A 20296-nucleotide genomic window follows, 5' to 3' on the forward strand; every position below is an offset into this window, starting at 1 on the left:
CGCTAGGTTTGCGTGAGCACAGTTTTGAAGCCCGCCAGGCGGCCGTTGGCGTCGCGGCCCAGGGCGTAGGCGCGAATTTGGGGCTCCTCCCCCACCAGATACACCTGCGTGCCGTCCAGCTCCTGTTTCAGGAAGAATTGCAGAGCCTTGTAGCGGTTGGCCTGGGCCGGGTCGTGCAGCACGCCGTTGTCGGCGGTGTGCTGGCTCAGGAAATCGGTCAGTTCCTTGGTGCTCACCTTAGTACCGGCCGGCTCGCCCAGTATTTTGAGCAGCGCGGCGGGCGCCAGGGCCCCGGCCGGAGCGGCGTAGCTCACGGGCTCCAGTGGCGCATCCGACTCCGACACGAAGCGCAGGCCGGTGCAGAGTTTTTGCAGCTGCTGCACCGTAGGGTCATCGGTGGGGGCGGCGGGGGCACGGGCGGCTTCGGCCTCGGCCAGGCCGCTGCCACCATCTACTTTGGCGGCAATGGCGGCGGCCAGCTCGGCCATGCGGGCGGCAGGCACCGAAATTTTGGGGTTGGCGAAGTTCATGTCCGACACCTTGTTCATCGGAATCAGGTGGATGTGGGCATGGGGCACCTCCAACCCAATGACGGCCACGCCGATGCGCTTGCACGGCACGGCCGCCGCCACGCCCTTGGCCACGCGCTGCGCAAACACGTGCAGGGCCGCCAGCGCGTCGGGCGTCATGTCAAAAATGTAGTCGATTTCCTGCTTGGGAATCACCAGCGTGTGGCCTTCCACCAGGGGCGTGATGTCGAGAAACGCCAGGTGCTGGCCGTCCTCGGCCACTTTGTAGGCGGGCAGCTCGCCCGAAACGATGCGGGAGAAAATGGAAGGCATTGCGTTAGTTGTTAGTAGTCGGTTGTCCGTTGCTTGTGCAAATAACAACCGCGCAGCCCAGCGCAGGGCCCCGGACGCAAAAAGGGTGGCACCTTCCGGCACCACCCTGCTAATCTGACAACTAACAACGAGCAAATAAAAGCCTACCGGGTAATTTCCAGCACTTCGAATTGCAGCTTGCCGGCCGGCACCGTGATTTCGGCCACGTCGCCCACCGATTTGCCCAGCAGACCTTTGCCGATGGGCGACTTTACGGAGATTTTACCGGTGGCCAGGTTAGCCTCCTCCTCCGCCACGAGGGTGTAGTTCAGCACGGCGTTGTTCTTGGTGTTCTTCAGCTTCACCTTGCTCATGATGAGCACTTTGCTGAGGTCCATGTTGGTTTCGTCCAGCTCACGGGCGTTGCCCACGACTTCCTCCAGCTTTGATATTTTCAGTTCCAGCAGGCCCTGGGCATCCTTGGCGGCGTCGTACTCGGCGTTCTCGCTCAGGTCGCCTTTATCGCGGGCCTCGCGCAGGTCTTCGGCGGCCTTGGCGCGGCCTTTCATTTTCAGGTCTTGCAGTTCGTCTTTCAGTTTTTGCAGGCCTTCGGGGGAATAATAATTGATAGTGGCCATGGGAGAACGGTGGGGTTGCGGGTTGGCTAAAAAGCAAGGAGAACGGCTGGCGCGCGGCCAACCGTTCTCCCTGCGTTAGGTTCGGGGCAAAGATACGACAAACCGATTTACTCCTTACCTCCGCCGTGAGCGGCGGCCAAAAACGCCCCCAGCTTGCCCACCAGCACCTCGTTGATGCGCTGATAGCTCTGGTGCGTCCAGCCCCCAACATGAGGTGTGAGCAGCACGTTATCAGCGCTTTTCAGGAATTCGTAGCGCGCCGCCTGGGGCCCCGAGAGCGTGGCCAGCCGCTCGTTTTCGAGCACGTCGAGCGCCGCCCCGTACAGCCGCCCGGCCTGCAGGCCCTCCACCAGAGCGGCGTGGTCGAGCACCTCGCCGCGGGCCGTATTCAGCAGCCATAGCGGCCGCTGGAAACCGGCCAGAAACTCCTGGTTCACGAAGTGGTGGTTGGCCGCCGAGTACGGAATGTGCAGGCTGAGCACGTCGGCCCGGGCCTGCATTTCGGCCAGCGGCACTAGCGCGGCGTGGGCATCGGGCGCCACTGCCGGGTCGTGGTCGTAGGCCAGCACGGTGCACCCGAAGGCCCCCAGCCGCCGCGCAAACGACCGCCCCATGTGCCCGTAGCCAAGCAGGCCGATGGTCTTCCCCCCGATTTCCTCGCCCCGGTTGGCCTCGCGCTTCCAAATGCCCTGGCGCACCTCGCCATCGGCCCGCCCAATGTGGCGCAACAAATTCAGCAGTAGTCCGATGGCAAACTCGCCCACCGCATCGCGGTTGCCCTCGGGCGCGTTCAGCAAGGTCACGCCCGCCGCCGCCAGCGCCGCCTCATCAATGTTGTCGACGCCGGCGCCGGCCCGGGCCACGTAGCGCAGCTGGGGCCCCCGGGCCAGCAGCTCGGCCGTCACGCGCAATTTGCTGCGCACCACCAGCCCGTCGTAGGGCTTGGCCACCAGGGCCCCGGGCACTTCGGCGGCCGTCAGTTCGGGCCGGTAATCGGCCGCCACACCGATGCCGGCCAGCAGCGGCAGCAGCGAGGGGTGCATTTCGTCAACGACGAGGCAGGTACTATCCATTTAGCTTTGGCGCGAGGTTTCGCAAAGTTTAAAACTTAAGTTTCGTGAAGGTTTGAGTTGGTTTTGTTAGTTAAGATTCAGAATTGACCGTCATGCTGAGTTTCGAGACTACTTAAACAGTCCCTACGCGCGTTCCTCCTTGGCGAAACTTAATTTTCAACTTGGCGGGACTTTACGTTAAATGCTTCCACCAGCTTCGTCAGCCCCACAAATTCCGCTATGCCCAACTGCTCGGCGCGCTTGTCGAAAATCTCCCCACTCATCGCCTCGGGCGAGAGGCCCAGGGGCTTGAGGGCGTTGCGCAGGGTTTTGCGGCGGGTGGAAAAGGCTTGCTTCACGACGCGGAAAAATAGCTTTTCGTCGCAGCCCAGATGCTCGGTGGCGTTGCGGGTGAGGCGCACCACGGCCGACTCCACTTTGGGCGGCGGGATGAACACGTGCGGCGGCACCGTGAACAGGTATTCGATGTCGTAAAACGCTTGCAGCAGCACGCTCAGGATGCCGTAGGTTTTCGAGCCGGGCGGCTCGGCCAGGCGCTCGGCCACTTCTTTTTGGATCATGCCCACCACCTCGCGCACCTGCTGCCGATTCGCCAACACCTGGAAGAAAATCTGGCTGCTGATGTTGTAGGGGAAGTTGCCGATGATGGCCAGCGGCTGGCCCGGAAACAGGGCCCCGACGTCCTGCTTCAGGAAATCGGTGGCGAAAATGCGCGGCGCCAGCGCCGGGTACGTGGCCTCCAGATATACCACCGATTCGCGGTCGATTTCCACCACGCTGGTCGTAAATGCCGGGTCTTGCAGCAAAAATTGCGTGAGCACGCCCGTACCAGGGCCAATTTCGAGCACTTCGCGCACGCCATCGGGCAGGCGCAGGGCCCCCACAATGCGGCGGGCGATGTTGGGGTCGGCGAGGAAGTGCTGGCCGAGGTGTTTCTTGGGTTTGACGGGGGAGTGCATGCGGGGCCCCGGCGCGGCGGAAGGGCCTGCCGGGGCTGCAAAGGTAGCCCGCGGGGCCCCGCGGCAGGGCCCCAGGCCCGGCCAAACCCGCATTCGTTCCTACCTTGGGGCACTGTACAGGCCAGTTGGGGCGCAACCCCCGCCGGCCCGCCCGGTCCTTCTCGTCGGATTTATTAGATCTTGAGCTTTGCCCAGCACTAACAAGCGGATATCCATCGCCGAACTCGCCGCGCAGTTGGGCTTGTCCACGTCCACCGTTTCGCGCGGCCTCAGCGACCACCCCAGCATCAGCGAGGCCACCAAGGCGCGCGTGCGCCAACTGGCCCAGGAGCTGAATTACCTGCCCAACAGCCTGGCCGCCGCTCTACGCAAGGGGCGCAGCAACACGGTGGGCGTTATTGTGCCGCACATCAACGGCTACTTTTTTCCGGCCGTGATGAATGGCATCGAGAAAATTGCCAGCCGCGCCGGCTTCAACGTGATGATGTGCCAGTCGAACGAAGACATTCGGCGCGAGCGCCAGAACGTGGAGGCTTTGCTAGCCTCGCAGGTTGAGGGCATTCTGGTGTCGGTATCAAAAGGCACCGACCAGGACCTCAGCCACTTCCGCCAGGTGCAGCAGCAGGGAACGCCACTCATTTTCTTCGACCGCATGCCCGACCTGCCCGGCAGCACGGCCGTGGTGCTCGACGACCACCTCGGGGCCTACGAGGCCGTGGCGCACCTCATCCGGCAGGGCTGCCGGCGCATTGCCCACTTCGCGGGGCCCCAGCACCTCAACACCAGCCGCAACCGGTTGCTGGGCTACCAGGCCGCCCTGGAGGCCCATGGCCTGCCCTTCGACGAGCGCCTGGTGTACTCGCTGCCGCGCTCGAACCAGGAGTCGGGCCGCGACGGCATGGACTACCTCATGGGCTTGGCCGAGCGGCCCGACGCCGTGTTTACCGCCTACGCCTTCCCTGCCGTGGGGGCCCTGGAAGTGCTTGAGAGCCACCGCATCCGAGTGCCGCAGGACTTTGCCATCGCCTGCTTCAGCAATGAGCCCTTCACCACCATGACGCACCCGCGCCTAACGGCCGTGGACCAGCGCGGCGAGCAAATGGGCGAAACCGCCGTGAACCTGCTCCTGCAAATTCTCAAGCGCACCCCCAACTACTCGCCCCCACGCATCGTGCTCAAGCCCCAGCTCATGCTGCGCGAGTCGTCGCTGTTCGGCCAGGAAAATCCGGTGGTGCAGCGGGAGTTTTAGGCCCCCCAGGACATAAGCGGAGCAAGTAGGTCGTCATCCTGAGCGCAGCCGAAGCATCTTTCCCGCGCCAGTGATCAGGTTAAGTAGCGCAAAAAGAACGTCATGCCGAGCGCAGCGAAGCATCTTCCCCGCGTAACTAATTTAGGACTTACGCAAACGCGAGCGAAGGCTGGCGTAATTCATGTCGCATATACTCATCCAAAAAGCCTTGTTTGAGCTGATAGACGGTTTGTTTGGTTTGGTAGGCGGCTTGTTTAAGGCAGGTCCAAGCGCGCACGGCCAGGGCAATATGATTGCGCTGACTGCGGGCCAGCCGGCACTGGCAGGCCTGCACGCCGGTGAGTTGCTTGAGTTCGCGGTGAAACTGCTCAATCGTCCAGCGGACGCTGCTTTCGTGTTCGGCAGCGGCCGTGTGCAAGGGCTCAACCTCGTTGGTGAGGAGGTAGTCCGTCCGGTGGGTGGACACCAGTACGCGGAAGAGTTTCAGTTTGAAATCTTTGGGCATGCCCTTCACTTTCAGGATTTTGCCAGCTTCTACTTCGGCGGCCGACCAGCACAGGCAGGCCACGGGCTGGTAGGGCTGCTGGCCGCCGGAATCATCGACGAGCCGGTTGCTTTTCAGCGGGCAGTAAAATGTTTTGCCTTCGTCCAGCAGCCACTTGAACAGGGCCGTGGTGGCGTACCAGCTATCCATGAGCACCGTGCGGTATGGGATACTGCGCGGGGCCAATTGCCCGAGCATGTCGGCCACATGGTCGAGCTTGGTCTTGCCGTCGGTGTCGGGGGCGAAAAGGCGGTAGTCAATGAGCCAGAACTGGTCGGTTTCGGGGTTGACGTACACACACGTCACCAGGCCGATGCCGGCAATCACGCCGTGGGCGTTGCCGCTGTACTGGCGGCGTACGAGTTCGATGCGCCGGCTGTGGTGCTTGTCGAGCACCGTGTCGTCAAACAGGACGTAGCCCCGCGCGCTGAGCATCACCTGTGGGCGTACTTGCTGCCAGAGCTGGCGGGGGGTGAAACGCCGGGTTTTGAGAAAATAGCGCACGTTGTCGTGCGAGAGGCCCTCCAGATGCTCGGCCAGATACGTCCCCGTGTAGTTGACCTGGCTGCTCACCAAAAACTGCCCGTACAGTTGTGCCGTCACTTTCATGGCTTTTCCTTTCAAGTTACACTTTTTGCGTAAGTCCTATAATTATGATTACTGGCGCAGAAAAGATGCTTCAGCTGCGCTCAGGATAACGGTCTGGGAGTTCATAGAAGATGCTTCGCTGCACTCTGCATGACGGCCTGGGATTTACATAAGAAGCCGCCGTGGGGCCCCACGGCGGCTTCTTTCGTTTACAGAGCCTTCGTGAAAATGATCTTGATTTTTACTTGAAAATCGGCAATAACCTTGAAAATCTCCTTCAGCGTCACTTGCTCCACTTGGGTTAAATCTTTGGGATCGAGGTAGTTGGTGGCGGGCATCCGGTCGTCGATGAGCTGGCGGGCCTGCTTTTTCAAGCGCATCCCCATCAGGTAGTAGTAGGCTTGCAGCAGCTCCTGATACTCCTTTTCGGTGAACACGCCGAGCGCGCGCAGCCGGGCCAGCCGGGCCCCGGTGTTGGTTTGGAACACCTGGTGGCGCAGGGCGTACACGCGCACCAAATCCACGATGGGCGTCATGGTTTTCTTCAGGTCAAACACCTTTTGGTCGCCCTGCGTGAAGGTGCGGAAATTGCGGAAAAACGTGAGCGGCGGCTCGTACTGCAAGGCGTTAGTGGCCATGTAGTGCAGGAAGCGGTCGAGGGGCCGCTCCAGCTCGGTGCGGATAAAGGCGCGCAGCTCGTCCATGATTTCGGGCTCGCCGTACAGAAACCGGCAGTCGAAAAACGTCGAAAACTGCATGGCCGTCTCCGGATTTGAGTCGTCGATCCACTCGTGGTAATTACGCTTCCAATGCGAGAGTGAGTGCGTCCAGCGCGGGTTTTGGGCAATGAAGCCGCCCGTGCACAGGCTCAGCCCAATCTGGTCGAGGCGGTCGGACACAGTGCTGGCGAAGCGCAGGAAGTAGTCGCGCACCAGCTCGCGCTGCTCGTTGGCCTTGTCCTCGTACACGATGGCGTTGTCCTGGTCCGTGAGCAGGGTTTGCTCCTGCCGGCCCTCGCTACCGAGCACCATAAACACGAACTTGGCCGGCGCGGGGCCCATCTCGGCCAGCACACCCTCAATCACCTTCAGGGCGATGGTGTCGGCCACGGTCGTGATGACCTGATTCACTAGCTCGGCCTTCACGCCACGGCTCAGCAGCTGGTTCACAATTTCGGGCACCTTGCGCCAGCGCAGCCGCAGCTCGCGCGGCGACTGCGCCAGCTTCACGGCCTGGATGAACATGAACGGCGACTGGGCCAGGTCGCTCAGCAGCTTATTGCGGCTGAGGAAGCCCACAAACTCGCCGCCTTTCTCGATGAGCAAGTAGCGCGTTTTGGTCTGGAACATCAGCAGAATGGCCTCGTGCACGAAGGCGTCGCTGGCGATGGACACGATGGGCGTGGCCAGGATATCGGCCACCGGGCGCTTGGCGTCCAGGCACTTGGCCACCACGGCGTCGCGCAGCACAATGTCCGTCACGTAGCCCACGATGGGGCCCCCGGCGTCGCGCACGAACAGGCAGCTCACCTTGCCGCGGGCCATGCGCTGGGCCGCCTCGAAGATGGGCGTGTCGCCGGGACACTCCACTAAGTCGCGGGTTTCGAGGGTTTCGATTTTGCGCGAATAAATCTGGTCCGCGGCGATGAAGTTTTCCTCCGGGGCGGCCGTGGGGCGGATGAAGTGGGCGTACTCCTCGTTCAGCATCCGCTCGCCGTAGCGGGTGGTGAAGTAGTGAAAGAAGTCCTTGTAGGCCAAGCACAGGGCCCTAAAATCGCGCCGGTGCAGGAAGTACACCCGCGTGCCCTTGCGCGCCACCACCGTGCGGATGGAACGCTTTTTATTCAGCAAAATGGACATGCCGCCGTAGCAGGCCCCTGGGCCGTACTCCTCGGGCAGGCGCTTGTGCTGCTCGCTGTCGTAGAAAAACGTTTCGTAGGTGCCGGCTACCAGCAGGTCCACGCCGCGCAGCTTGGTCACGTCCTGCTTGTAAATCAGGGTTTCCTTGGCGTATTCCACCTCCTGGAGCAGGTCGGCCACGCCGGCCAGCACCTCGGTGGGCAGCTCACTAAAGGGCGGCACGGTTTGCAAAAAAGCGAGGCGATTACCCATCGAAACGTTATCCATAATAATAGTATAGCCAAATGAGAAAAAGCGCCACCAGTGCGCCCGCCGCCCCGGCTGCCCACCGCCATCCCCGGGGCCCCAGCCACTCGAAGGGCCCCGCGGCCACGGGCTCGGCTAGGGGGGCCTGCTGGGCGAGGCTGGCCTCGGTGAGGTAGCCGGTGCGCCACAGCTCAAAAAAGCAAGCGGCGGTGGCCTCAGCGTCGGTTTGGGCATCGTGGTGACGGTCCAGCGGCTCGCGGAACAGGTACTCGTAGAGCTCGTTCAGGCGCAGCAGCTCGCGGCCGGGCGGGGGCCCCAGCGCGCGCGCCAGGGGCCCGGTGGGCAGCATGGTGCAGAACGTGGGCAGCCCCGGCAGCGGGTTGGGCAGCCCCGCCCGGTGAAAGCCCACGCCCAGCATATGAAAGTCAAGCTGCACGAAGTGGCCCACCACCAGCGGCCGGTACTGCGCCAGGTCGGCCGCCAAGGCCCCCAGCACGGGGCCCAGCGCCTGGCCTTCGGCCGCCAGAAACTCGGGGCTGAGGCCGTGGATGGCCTGGGCCGCGGGCTGCATGGTGCTGGCGGGCACGCGCAGGTAGTGGTTTTCGGCCTTCACCAGGGCCCCGGCGCGGGTGTACACCACCCAGGCCAGCTGGGCCAGGTGGGGCCAGGCTGCGTCGTCGGCGTAGGGCCGCCGCCAGCCGGCGGGCAGGCCAGTGGTCTCGGTATCGACGAAGAGCAGGTAGTCTTGCACCGGGCGGAGCGGGCGAAAAAAGATGGCGGGCGGCGCAAAGCTAGGGGCCCCGGCGAGCAAAACCTGGCCGCTGGGCCCCCAACGGTGCTGCTTCTTGCGTAAACAAGGCGGTGGTTTCGCAAAGAAAGCCCACCTTCGCACCCGCTTCTCTGCTCACTCCCCTCCGTTATGAACCCACTGGTTGCCATCCGCCCCCTCGACCAAAGCATCTGGCTCGACTTCATCCGCCGCAAAATCCTCATCAACGGCGAGTTGCAGAAGCTCATCACCGACGACCAGCTGCGCGGCGTCACGTCCAACCCCGCCATTTTCGAGAAGGCCATCGGCGGCAGCGACGACTACGACTCCGCCATCAAGGCGCTGGCCCTGCAAGGCAAGTCGACCAACGACATCTACGAAGCCCTGGCCATTGCCGATGTACAGGCCGCCTGCGACCTGTTTCAGGCGCTGTACGACGGCACGGGCAACGCCGGCGACGGCTACGTGAGCCTCGAAGTATCGCCCAAGCTGGTGAACGACACCGCCGGCACCATCGCCGAGGGCCTGCGCTTCTGGAAAGCCGTGGACCGGCCCAACGTGATGATCAAGGTGCCCGCCACGCTGGAGGGCCTGCCCGCCATCCGCAAGCTGATTTCGGAAGGCGTGAACGTAAACGTGACGCTGATTTTCAGCGTGGAGCGCTACAAGGCCGTGGCCGACGCCTTCCTCGCGGGCCTCGAAGACCGGGTAAAGGCCGGCCAGCCCATCGACCGCGTCGACTCGGTAGCCAGCTTCTTCCTCAGCCGCATCGACGTGCTGATTGACCCGCAGCTGGAGAAAATAGTAGCCGCCGGCGGCGACCAAGCCAAAATCGCCGGGCCCCTGGTGGGCCAGGTAGCCGTGGCCAGCGCCAAGCAGGCGTACCAGGACTACAAAAAGATATTCGCGGGGCCCCGTTGGGAGGCGCTGAAGGCCAAGGGCGCCGAGTCGCAGCGCCTGCTGTGGGCCAGCACGGGCAACAAAAACCCGAAGTACGACGACCTAAAATACGTGGACGGCCTGATTGGGGCCCACACCGTGAATACCATTCCGCTGGACACGCTGAACCTGTTCCGCGAGAAGGGCCAGCCCGCCGTGCGCCTCGAAGACAACCTCGAGCAGGTGGCCGCCGTGCTGAAAGCGCTGCCCACCGTGGGCCTCGACCTCGAAGCCCTGGCCCACGAACTGGAGGTGGACGGCGCCAAGAAATTCAACGAGCCCTTCGGCAAGCTGATGGACTCGATCGACAAGAAGCGCGTGGCCGCCCTGGCCGAAACCACGACCCCCGCCACGTTGCAGCTGGGCCAGTACCAGGGCGCAGTAGATACTAAGCTGCAAGCGTTTAACGCCGCCCAGTTCACCCAGGGCTTCTGGAACCAGGACGCCGCGCTATGGACCGACGACGCAGCGGCCCAGCAAAGCATCCGCGACTTCACGGGCTGGCTCCGGGTAGCCGAAACGATGGTGGCGGCCGTGCCAGCCCTTGAAACGTTCGTGAACGAGGTGAAGGCCGCCGGCTTCAAGCATGTGCTGGTGATGGGCATGGGCGGCAGCTCAATGGCCCCCATCGTGTTCCAGAAATGCTTCCCGCAGGGCGAAGGCGGCCTGCCCATCTCCATCCTCGACACCACCGACCCCGGCACGGTGCGCCACTTTGCCGAGACGCTGCCGCTGGCCGATACGCTGTTCATCGTAGCCAGCAAGTCGGGCACCACGGCCGAGCCGCTGGCCTTCGGCGATTACTTTTACGACAAGGTGAAGGCCATTAAGGGCGACAAGGCTGGCGAGAACTTCGTGGCCATCACCGACCCGGGCTCGAAATTCATCGCCACGGCCAACGAGCTGGGCTACCGCCGCGTGTTCCTCAACTTTGAGGCCGTGGGTGGCCGCTTCTCGGCCCTCACCTACTTCGGCCTGGTGCCGGCCGCGCTGTACGGCCTGAACGTGGGCGACATCCTGGAGCGTGCCATCCGCATGATGCGCGCTTGCGGCGCCTACGGCCCCGTGGACCAAAACCCCGGCCTGGCCCTGGGCACGGCCCTGGGTGTGCTGGCCACGCAGGGCCGCGACAAGCTGACGCTGATAACGCCGCCGTCACTGAGCGACCTGGGCCTGTGGCTGGAGCAGCTCACGGCCGAGAGCACCGGCAAGCACGGCAAGGGCATTTTGCCCGTGGCCGGCGAGCCCGTGGGGGCCCCGGACGTGTACGGTAAGGACCGGGTGTTCGTGTACGTGGGCTACGAGAGCGAAGCCGACGCTGACAACAAGGCCAAGCTGAAGGCGTTGGAAGCCGCCGGCCACCCCGTCATCAGCATTATGTTGAAGGATGCGCTAGACCTGGGCCAGGAGTTTTTCCGCTGGGAGATGGCCATTTCGGTGGTGGGCGCCGTGCTGCGCATCAACCCCTTCGACCAGCCCAACGTGCAGGAAAGCAAAACGGCTACCGACCGCCTGATGAAAGTGGTGGCCGACAAAGGCCACCTGCCCGCCCAGGAAAAAGCTCTATCAGCCGGCGGCCTCGACTACTACGGCGTACCGAAAGCCGCCGACGCCAAGCACCTGATTGCCGATTTCTTTAAGCAGGCCAAAGCGGGTGATTTCGTGTGCATTCAGGCCTACCTCACCGAGTCGCCGGAGCTAAACTCGGCCTTCAACAAGCTGCGCACCAGCCTAATGACGCGCCTGCATACGGCCACCACGTTCGGCTACGGCCCGCGCTTCTTGCACTCCACCGGCCAGTACCACAAGGGGGGGCCCAACACCGGCCTGTTCTTGCAGCTCACCGCCGACCACACCCCCGACCTGCCGCTGCCGGGCCGCTCCTACACCTTCGGCACCCTCGAAAATGCCCAGGCCCAGGGCGACCTGGAGGCCCTGCAGAAGTACGAGCGCCGGGCCCTGCACGTGCACCTCGGCGCCGATGCGCTGCAAGGCGTGCAAGCCATCCAAACAGCTTTCGACGTCCAGGCCTAGCCGCCAACGCCCCGCAAAGGCCCGCCGCGCACCGCACGGCGGGCCTTTTTGCTAAGTTTGTGGTTCTCTTATATTCTGCCTTTACTCCTTGTCCATGCTTCCCCAACTTGCCCACGCGGCCACGGCCTCGGCCCATGCCACCCAGGTTTTTCTGCTGCCCCACGGCACCACCGCGCTACCCACCGCGGCGGCCGGCGACCTGCCCGAAGCGGCCCGCGCCTACATCGAAACGGCTTTAGCCGACCACCAGAAACTCGTTCACCTCAACCACTTTAGCCACCAGCACTACTACGTGGTGCTGGCCGACAAGCCTACCGCCGACCAGAGACTGGAAGCCCTGCGCCGCAGTGGCCACCAGCTCCACAGCCTGCTGAAAGCAGAAAAAGTAGCCGAGGTTTTCATCCAGAACCTGACCGACGAGCCCGCTGGGGCCCTGGCGATGGCCGAAGGCCTGGCCCTGACGGCCTACCAGTTTGAAGGCTATAAAACCGATGAGAAATCGCGCAAAGCGCCGGCCCTGACCACCATCACGCTGGTGGGCGATGCGGCCACCGCGGCGGAGGTTAGCGCGCTGGCCCACGTACTGCAAGGCGTGGCCCTGGCCCGCGACCTGGTGAACGCGCCCGTCAACAAGCTCAACGCCGAGCAGTTTGCCGAGCGCATGGCGGCCGCCGGCGACGAGGCCGGCTACACCACCGATATCCTGGACCTGGCCCGCATCGAGGCCCTGCGCATGGGCGGCCTGCTGGCCGTGAACCTGGGCTCGCCCGAGCCACCCACGTTCAGCATCCTGGAGTGGAAGCCGGCCAACGCGCAGAATGCCAAGCCCTACGTGCTGGTGGGCAAGGGCGTGGTGTTCGACACCGGGGGACTCAGCCTCAAGCCCACGCCCAACAGCATGGACCTGATGAAGTGCGACATGGCTGGCGGCGCGGCCGTGGCCGGCACACTCTACGCGCTGGCCAAAAACCAGGTGCCGCTGCACGTCATCGGCCTGGTGCCCGCCACCGACAACCGCCCCGGGGGCCTCGCCTTCGTGCCCGGCGACGTCATCACGATGCACAGCGGCCTGACGGTGGAAGTGAAGAACACCGACGCCGAAGGCCGCCTGCTGCTGGCCGACGCCCTCAGCTTCGCCAAGAAGTACGACCCGGAATTGGTGATTGACCTAGCTACCCTCACCGGGGCCGCCGTGCGCGCCATTGGCACCGAGGGCAGCGCCGTGCTGGGCACCGCTGGGGCCCCCACGGTGCAGCAGCTGCACGCCGCCGGCCACCGCACGCACGAGCGCCTGGTCGAATTCCCACTTTGGGACGAGTACGCCGACCACATCAAGTCCGACATCGCTGACCTGAGCAACTTGGGCAAGGGCGAGGCCGGCCACATCTCGGCCGCCAAATTCCTGGAGCGCTTCGCCGAAGGCTACCCCTGGCTGCACCTCGATATCGCCGGACCCGCCTTCCTGACGGCCCCCGACAACTACCGCGGTAAGGGCGGCACGGGCGTCGGCGTACGGTTGCTTTATGAGTTTCTGACCAAGCAATTAAATACCTTGAATAAGTAGACCGTCATGCCATCTGGCGTCCGCGCAACCGAAGCATCTTTCCCGCTGAGTAATTATTTACTACCGCAGCAGAGTTGCTTCGGCTGCGCGAACGCCAGATGGCATGACGATCTAGCTTCTAAAAATCAGCTCTTACCTCTATAATGTCACGCCCCCTCCCCCGCCTCGGTTTTTCCGTGGGCGACCTCGCCGGCATCGGCCCCGAAGTCATTTACAAAACCCTGCTCGACGAGCGAATTCTCCGCTTGTGCACCCCCGTGGTGTACGGCACGGCCACGGCCCTGTTCGACGAATTTCCGGTGGCCGAAGACGCCGAGCCGCTGGCTTTCCGGCAACTGCGCGATGCCGCCGACATTGCCCCCGGCCGCTTGAATGCCGTGACCTGCTGGGACGAAGACTTCCACCTGGCCCCCGGGCAGCCCTCGGCCGCGACCGGGCAGGCGGCCCGCGAGAGCCTGCTCGCCGCCAGCCGCGACCTTAAGGCCGGCCTACTCGACGGCCTCGTGACGGCCCCCATCAGCAAGGACAACACCCAGGGGCCCGACTTCCGCTACCCCGGCCACACCGAGTTCCTGACGGCCTACTTTGGGGCCCCCGAGAGCCTGATGCTGCTGGCCGACGACGAGTCGGGCCTGCGCGTGGCCACCGCCACCGGCCACGTGGCCCTGCGCGACGTGCCCGCCCGCCTCACGCCCGACCTGCTGCGCAAGAAGATTCAGCTGCTGCTCAAGTCGTTGAAAACGGATTTTGGTATCGACAAGCCCCGCGTGGCCGTGCTGGGCCTCAACCCCCACGCCGGCGAAAACGGTCTGCTCGGCGGCGAAGAAATTGCCGTGGTAGAGCCCGTGCTTAAGCAGTTTCTGCACGACGGCCACCTCGTATTCGGGCCCTACCCGGCCGACGGCTACTTCGGCAATGGGCAGTTCCGGCAGTTCGACGCTACCCTGTCGCTCTACCACGACCAGGGGCTGATTCCGTTCAAGCTGCTGGCCTTTGAGCGGGGCGTCAACTTCACCGCCGGCCTGCCGGTAGTACGCACCTCGCCCGACCACGGCACAGCCTACGGCATTGCCGGCCAGTACCGCGCCGATGCGTCGTCGTTCCGGGCGGCCGTATTCATGGCGGCCGACATCTGGCGGCAGCGCCAGGAGGCCGCCGAGCCGCGCAGCGCCCGGTAAGCCGCTTTCGGGCAGAGCGTTGGGGGTCAACATGGCGCCGCATGCTTGCCTAATCACTGAATTTTCGTACTTTTGCCCCCTGCTAGTGCGTACACCGTGAAAAAAGAAAGCCAATACGACTTAAATCTGGTGAAGCTGGGCCCCAAAACGGTTCGCTTCGACTACGAGCTGGGGCCCGATTTCTTCGCCCTCTTCGAAACCCCGCTCGTGGAGCAGGGCCAGCTGCACGCCGAAGTCGAGGCCACGCGCACCGAGCGCCTGCTTACACTCAACTTCCACATCACGGGTACCGTGGGCCTGGCCTGCGACCGCAGCCTCGACGATTACGACCAGCCGCTGGACATCGAAGAAACGCTGCTGGTGCGCTTCGGCGAAGAGAACAAAGAGCTGGACGACAACGTGTTGCAAATCACGCCCGACACCCAGGTTTTGCCCCTCGCCCAGCACCTCTACGACTACATTGGCCTGGCGCTGCCCATGAAACGGCTGCACCCGCGCTTCCAAAACGAGCCCGACGAATACCCCGACGCGCCCACCAAACACATTTTTTCGACCAGCCGCGACCAGGACGCCTCCGATGATGACGAGCCGGCCGACCCGCGCTGGGCTGCCCTCCGAAACTTAAACTAACCCCGTTGATTTCATAGGCTGGCCCGGGGAGGTCAGTCCACCGGCTGGCGCCGGCGCGTTATCAATTTGTTCCCTATACGGCCTCCGTCGGCCGTGCCCTTCACTCAAAATCCCCACTTTCAACACTCCCTGACTCATGGCCCATCCTAAGCGCCGCACCTCTTCTTCCGTCCGCGACAAACGCCGCAGCCACCACAAACTGACCCCTAAGGCCGTGACCCTGTGCTCGAACACCGGTGAGCTACACCTGCGCCACAAGGCCTATGTGGTTGACGGCGACCTGTACCTGCACGGCAAAGTAGCCATCAAGAACTTCAGCAAAGTGGCCGCCGCGGCCGCGCCCGATACCGACGAGGAATAGCCCGCGAAGTCGTTACTTCGCGGCACCGGAGGCATTCCGGGCCGGCCCCCTCCCCGGACGGGGGCCGGTTCGGGATGCTTTTTTGTGGGAACCCTATCCGCTGAATTCCTAATTACTTGTTCATGAAAATTGCCCTGGACGCCATGGGCGGCGATTTCGCCCCCCAGGCTGCCGTCGCGGGGGCGTTGCTGGCCGCCGAACGGCTCGCCGGCAAAGCCACCATCGTTTTAATTGGCCAGGAAGACGCGGTGCGGCCCTTGCTGCCCACCACCGGCTTCGCACCGGGCGCATTTGAGTTCGTGCCCGCCTCGCAAGTCATTGAGATGGGCGAGCACCCCACCAAGGCCTACCAGCAAAAGCAGGATTCCAGCATTGCCGTGGGCTACCGCCTACTGCACAGCGGCGAAGTCGAAGCGTTTTGCTCGGCCGGTAGTACGGGGGCTATGCTCGTGGGCGCCATGTTCACGGTGAAAACAGTGCCGGGCGTATTGCGGCCGGCCATCGCCAACTTCGTCCCCAAGCTCAACGGCGAGTTCGGCATCCTGCTCGACGTGGGAGCCAACGCCGAGTGCAAACCCGAAATGCTGGAGCAGTTTGGCGAGCTTGGCTCGCTTTACGCCCAGTATGTACTGGGCGTTGCCCACCCCCGAGTGGGCCTGATGAACCTCGGCGAGGAAGAAGGCAAGGGCACGGCCCTTACCCAGGCGGCCCACCAGCTGCTGAAAATAAACCCTCACATCGACTTCGTAGGCAACCTCGAAGGCCGCGACCTGTTCAACGGCAAGGCCCATGTGGTAGTCTGCGACGGCTTCACAGGCAACATCCTGCTGAAGATGGCTGAGTCGGTGTACGAAATCCTGGCCGAGAAAAACATGCACGACCCGTTCTTCGACCGCTTCAACTACGAGGCCATTGGGGGCTCGCCCATCCTGGGCATCAACGACAACGCCATCATCGGCCACGGGCGCAGCACGCCCATGGCCGTTGGCAACATGCTGGTGCAGGGCTACAACATGGCCGCCTCCGGCATTGTCGACCAAATTAAAGCTACTTTTAAATCCTGACCGGGGGCCACGGCCCCCGGCTGAAAAATCCGGCTTCGGCCGGATTTTTTGGTAATAAGCTGGTTAGGGCCCCGCCGGACGGGCTCGCCCCGGCCTTCGCCCTTGTTTCTCCCGCCCGGCCCCTACTTTTGCCCGTATGAAGATTACCGCTGCCATTACCGGGATAGGTTCCTACGTACCCGATTACGTGCTGACTAACCAGGAACTCGAAAAAATGGTGGACACCACCGACGAGTGGATCACCACGCGCACGGGCATTAAGGAGCGGCGTATTTTGAAGGGCGACAACCAGGGCACCTCCGTGCTGGGCACCAAGGCCGTGCAACAGCTGCTGGAAAAAACTGGTACCCACCCCGACGAAATAGAACTACTAATTTGTGCCACTACCACGCCCGATGTGCTGTTTCCGGCCACGGCCAACATCATTTCCAACGGGGTGGGCATTACCAAGGCGTTTAGCTACGACATGAACGCGGCCTGCTCGAGCTTTCTGTTTGCGCTGGCCACCGGGGCCCAGTTCATCCAGGCGGGCACCTACAAGAAAGTGATTGTGGTGGGGGCCGACAAAATGTCGTCCATCGTAGACTACACCGACCGCGCCAACTGCATATTGTTTGGCGACGGGGCCGGGGCCGTGCTGCTCGAACCCAACACTGAAGGCTACGGCCTGCTCGACCAGGTGCTGCGCACCGACGGCAGCGGCGAGGCCTACTTGCACCAGAAAGCCGGCGGCAGCCGCCGCCCGCCCACGCATGAAACCGTGGACCGGCGCGAGCACTACATTTACCAGGAAGGGGCCACCGTGTTCAAGTTTGCCGTGAAAAGCATGGCCGACGTGGCCGCCCAGGTGATGGAGCGCAACCACCTCGGCAACGACGACGTGGCCTGGCTAGTGCCTCACCAGGCCAATAAGCGCATCATCGACGCCACGGCCCACCGCATGGGTGTGGGCCCCGAGAAGATCATGCTCAACATTCAGCGCTACGGCAACACCACCAACGGCACCATTCCGCTGTGCTTGGCCGACTACGAAAGCCAGCTGCGCCGCGGCGACAACCTCATCCTGGCCGCCTTCGGTGGCGGTTTCACCTGGGGCTCGGTGTACCTGAAGTGGGCGTATAACAGTTAATTATGAATTAAAAATTATGAATTATGAATCGCTGTTCCGGCGGTTCGTAATTCAATTTTCCAATTCATAATTTCTAATTCATAATTCAAAAATTAAAAATCATGGCCAGTACCGCCGATTTTCGCAACGGGCTTGTGCTCAACTACAACGGGGAGTTGCACGTCATCACCGAATTCCAGCATGTGAAGCCCGGCAAGGGCCCCGCATTTGTGCGCACCAAAATGCGCAACATTAAAACCGGCCGCGTGATTGACAACACCTTCAACGCCGGCGTGAAGGTGGAAACCGCCCGCGTGGAGCAGCGCCCGCACCAGTACCTGTTCAAGGACGACTACGGCTACACGTTCATGGACACCGACACGTTTGAGCAGATTGTGCTGCCCGAGGCCATGCTGCCCTTCGCCGACCTGATGAAGGAAGGCCAGGCCTTGACCATCCTCATGCACGCCGAAACCGAGCTGCCCCTCACCGCCGAGCTGCCCACCACCGTAGAGCTAATGGTGACTTATACCGAGCCCGGCCTGCGCGGCGACACGGCTACCAACACGCTCAAGCCCGCCATCATGGAAACCGGGGCCCGGGTACAGGTGCCGCTCTTCATCGATCAGGATACTAAAATTCGGGTTGACACCCGCACCTATACCTATGTCGAAAGAGTCAAGTAAAGACCCATCGCCCAAAAAGGAACCCCCCATGAAAGCCAAAGAACTACAGGAATTACTCGATTTCATTGCCAAGTCGGGCCTGAACAAGGTAAACATCGAAACCGACGAGTTCAAGATTTCGGTGCAGCGCGACCCCACCACCAAACAGGTGGTGAGCATGGCCGCCCCGGCGCCGGCTGCTACTGCTCCGGCCGGGGCTGCGCCGGCCCCAGCGGCGGCCCCCGCAGCCCCGGCCGCCAGCCAAACGGCCCTGAAGGCCCCCATGATTGGCACATTCTACCGCAGCAACGGGCCCGATTCACCGGCCTTCGTGCAGGTGGGCGACGTGGTGGAAAAAGGCCAGGTGATTTGCATCATCGAGGCCATGAAGCTATTCAACGAGATTGAGGCCGAGCAGAGCGGCCGCATCGTGAAGGCGCTGGTGGAAAACGCCACCCCGGTGGAGTACGACCAGCCGCTGTTCCTGATTGAGTAGGTGCTGTCTTTATTATGTCATCCTGCGTGCAGCGAAGGACCTGGGGACTTTTGAACGTTTTGCAGTAATTAAAAAAATACCGCTAAACGTTCTGCCCTGCTAAGGTCCTTTGCTGCGCGCAGGATGACAGTTTTTTTCACCCATCCTCCCGAATTTTCCAACAACCCATGTTCAAGAAAATCCTCATTGCCAACCGGGGCGAAATTGCCTTGCGCATCATCCGCACCTGCAAGGAAATGGGCATCAAAACGGTGGCCGTGTACTCGACCGCCGACAAGGAAAGCCTGCACGTGAAGTTTGCCGACGAGGCGGTATGCATCGGGCCCCCAGCCTCGGCGCTCTCGTACCTGAGCATGCCGAATTTGATTGCGGCGGCCGAAATCACCAACGCCGACGCCATTCACCCGGGCTACGGCTTTTTGAGCGAAAACGCAGAATTCTCGCGCATCTGCCAGGAAAACGGCATCAAGTTCATCGGGGCCTCGCCCGAGATGATCAACCAGATGGGCGATAAGGCCACCGCCAAGGCCACGATGATCAAGGCCGGCGTGCCGTGCATTCCGGGCTCGGTGGGCCTGCTCGACTCGGTGGAGCAGGGGAAGAAAATTGCGGCTAAAATCAAGTACCCCGTTATCCTCAAGGCCACGGCCGGCGGCGGCGGGCGCGGCATGCGCATCATCCACGGCGACGACGAGTTCCAGAAAGCCTGGGACGACGCCCGCACCGAGTCGAAGGCCGCCTTTGGCAACGACGGCATGTACCTGGAGAAGTACGTGGTGGAGCCCCACCACATTGAGGTGCAGCTCGTGGGCGACCAGTTTGGCCACGTATGCCACCTCTCGGAGCGCGACTGCTCCATCCAGCGCCGCCACCAGAAGCTGGTGGAGGAGGCCCCCTCGCCGTTTATGACCGACGAGCTGCGCGAGAAAATGGGCGCGGCGGCCATCGCCGGGGCCGCGGCCATTGGCTACGAGGGCGTGGGCACGATTGAGTTTCTGGTGGATAAAAACCGGGATTTCTACTTCATGGAAATGAACACCCGCATCCAGGTGGAGCACCCGGTAACGGAGGAAATCATCAACTACGACCTGATTAAGGAGCAAATCAAGGTAGCGGCGGGCATCCCGATTTCAGGCAAAAACTACTACCCCAAGATGCACGCCATGGAGTGCCGCATCAACGCCGAGGATCCGCGCAACAACTTCCGGCCGGCCCCGGGCCGCATCACCACGCTGCACATCCCCGGCGGCCACGGCGTGCGCGTGGACACGCACGTGTACGCGGGCTACCAGATTCCGCCCAACTACGACTCGATGATTGCCAAGCTCATTACCGTGGCCCAAACCCGCGAGGAGTGCATCGTGAAAATGAAGCGGGCCCTGAGCGAGTTCGTGGTGGAAGGCGTGAAAACGACCATTCCCTTCCACCTCGCCCTGATGGACAACGAGCAATTCAAGGAAGGCCATTTCACGACGGCCTTTCTGGAGACGTTTGATTTCTCGACGGTGTAG

The 20296-nt window shown here is 62.7% G+C and carries 18 protein-coding genes; 11 read left to right on the forward strand and 7 right to left on the reverse strand.

The window, feature by feature from the left end; translation table 11 throughout:
• Positions 1–2: 2 nt before the first annotated feature.
• The 4 genes from DDQ68_RS24395 to rsmA form a co-directional block, all read right to left on the reverse strand.
• Positions 3–842 carry a nuclease A inhibitor family protein gene (locus DDQ68_RS24395; RefSeq protein ID WP_109655397.1) on the reverse strand — a complete coding sequence of 280 codons (840 nt, stop codon included), beginning with the start codon at positions 840–842 and terminating at the stop codon, positions 3–5.
• Between the two features lie 143 nt (positions 843–985).
• Positions 986–1459: a transcription elongation factor GreA gene (gene greA, locus DDQ68_RS05420; RefSeq protein ID WP_109655398.1), complete on the reverse strand. Its 474-nt coding sequence runs from the start codon at positions 1457–1459 to the stop codon at positions 986–988.
• 107 nt (positions 1460–1566) lie between these two features.
• Entirely contained in the window at positions 1567–2532 is a 966-nt protein-coding gene (locus tag DDQ68_RS05425) for an NAD(P)-dependent oxidoreductase (protein ID WP_109655399.1), read from the reverse strand.
• A 149-nt stretch (positions 2533–2681) separates the two neighbouring features.
• Complete coding sequence (gene rsmA / locus DDQ68_RS05430) at positions 2682–3491, reverse strand: 16S rRNA (adenine(1518)-N(6)/adenine(1519)-N(6))-dimethyltransferase RsmA (RefSeq protein WP_109655400.1); 810 nt, start codon at positions 3489–3491, stop codon at positions 2682–2684.
• A gap of 187 nt (positions 3492–3678) precedes the next feature.
• Between rsmA and DDQ68_RS05435 the strand changes: the two genes are divergently transcribed.
• Positions 3679–4740, forward strand: coding sequence for a LacI family DNA-binding transcriptional regulator (locus DDQ68_RS05435; protein ID WP_109655401.1), 1062 nt, complete (start codon positions 3679–3681; stop codon positions 4738–4740).
• Between the two features lie 148 nt (positions 4741–4888).
• Here DDQ68_RS05435 and DDQ68_RS05440 read toward each other — a convergent pair whose 3' ends face one another.
• The 3 genes from DDQ68_RS05440 to DDQ68_RS05450 form a co-directional block, all read right to left on the reverse strand.
• On the reverse strand, positions 4889–5893 hold the full coding sequence (locus DDQ68_RS05440) for an IS701 family transposase (RefSeq protein ID WP_109654472.1): 1005 nt from the start codon (positions 5891–5893) through the stop codon (positions 4889–4891).
• A gap of 188 nt (positions 5894–6081) precedes the next feature.
• Positions 6082–7998, reverse strand: a complete 1917-nt coding sequence (locus DDQ68_RS05445) for a DUF294 nucleotidyltransferase-like domain-containing protein (RefSeq protein ID WP_245897327.1) — start codon at positions 7996–7998, stop codon at positions 6082–6084.
• Positions 7991–8728 carry a 3'-5' exonuclease gene (locus DDQ68_RS05450; protein ID WP_162549874.1) on the reverse strand — a complete coding sequence of 246 codons (738 nt, stop codon included), beginning with the start codon at positions 8726–8728 and terminating at the stop codon, positions 7991–7993. Before DDQ68_RS05450 ends, DDQ68_RS05445 begins: the two co-directional genes overlap by 8 nt.
• A 168-nt stretch (positions 8729–8896) precedes the next feature.
• Here DDQ68_RS05450 and DDQ68_RS05455 point away from each other — a divergent pair, with 168 nt between their 5' ends.
• The 10 genes from DDQ68_RS05455 to accC all read left to right on the forward strand — a co-directional run bounded on the left by DDQ68_RS05455 (position 8897) and on the right by accC (position 20296).
• Positions 8897–11719, forward strand: coding sequence for a bifunctional transaldolase/phosoglucose isomerase (locus DDQ68_RS05455; protein ID WP_109655404.1), 2823 nt, complete (start codon positions 8897–8899; stop codon positions 11717–11719).
• Between the two features lie 94 nt (positions 11720–11813).
• The gene (locus DDQ68_RS05460; protein WP_109655405.1) at positions 11814–13283 is read left to right on the forward strand and encodes a leucyl aminopeptidase family protein; all 1470 of its coding nucleotides are present in this window, start codon (positions 11814–11816) and stop codon (positions 13281–13283) included.
• A 143-nt stretch (positions 13284–13426) separates the two neighbouring features.
• A complete protein-coding gene (gene pdxA, locus DDQ68_RS05465) occupies positions 13427–14461 on the forward strand; it encodes a 4-hydroxythreonine-4-phosphate dehydrogenase PdxA (RefSeq protein ID WP_109655406.1) in 1035 nt (344 codons plus the stop codon).
• Positions 14462–14557: 96 nt separating this feature from the next.
• Positions 14558–15091 carry a YceD family protein gene (locus DDQ68_RS05470; protein WP_109655407.1) on the forward strand — a complete coding sequence of 178 codons (534 nt, stop codon included), beginning with the start codon at positions 14558–14560 and terminating at the stop codon, positions 15089–15091.
• A gap of 136 nt (positions 15092–15227) precedes the next feature.
• Entirely contained in the window at positions 15228–15452 is a 225-nt protein-coding gene (rpmF, locus tag DDQ68_RS05475) for a 50S ribosomal protein L32 (protein ID WP_068232288.1), read from the forward strand.
• A gap of 122 nt (positions 15453–15574) precedes the next feature.
• Positions 15575–16516, forward strand: a complete 942-nt coding sequence (gene plsX / locus DDQ68_RS05480) for a phosphate acyltransferase PlsX (RefSeq protein WP_109655408.1) — start codon at positions 15575–15577, stop codon at positions 16514–16516.
• A gap of 136 nt (positions 16517–16652) precedes the next feature.
• Positions 16653–17645 carry a beta-ketoacyl-ACP synthase III gene (locus tag DDQ68_RS05485; RefSeq protein ID WP_109655409.1) on the forward strand — a complete coding sequence of 331 codons (993 nt, stop codon included), beginning with the start codon at positions 16653–16655 and terminating at the stop codon, positions 17643–17645.
• Between the two features lie 101 nt (positions 17646–17746).
• The gene (gene efp / locus DDQ68_RS05490) at positions 17747–18310 is read left to right on the forward strand and encodes an elongation factor P (RefSeq protein WP_109655410.1); all 564 of its coding nucleotides are present in this window, start codon (positions 17747–17749) and stop codon (positions 18308–18310) included.
• Between the two features lie 28 nt (positions 18311–18338).
• The gene (gene accB, locus DDQ68_RS05495; protein WP_109655411.1) at positions 18339–18785 is read left to right on the forward strand and encodes an acetyl-CoA carboxylase biotin carboxyl carrier protein; all 447 of its coding nucleotides are present in this window, start codon (positions 18339–18341) and stop codon (positions 18783–18785) included.
• A 167-nt stretch (positions 18786–18952) separates the two neighbouring features.
• Entirely contained in the window at positions 18953–20296 is a 1344-nt protein-coding gene (gene accC / locus DDQ68_RS05500) for an acetyl-CoA carboxylase biotin carboxylase subunit (protein WP_109655412.1), read from the forward strand.

Source organism: Hymenobacter nivis, from assembly GCF_003149515.1.
In the GTDB taxonomy this organism is placed as follows: Bacteria; Bacteroidota; Bacteroidia; order Cytophagales; family Hymenobacteraceae; genus Hymenobacter; species Hymenobacter nivis.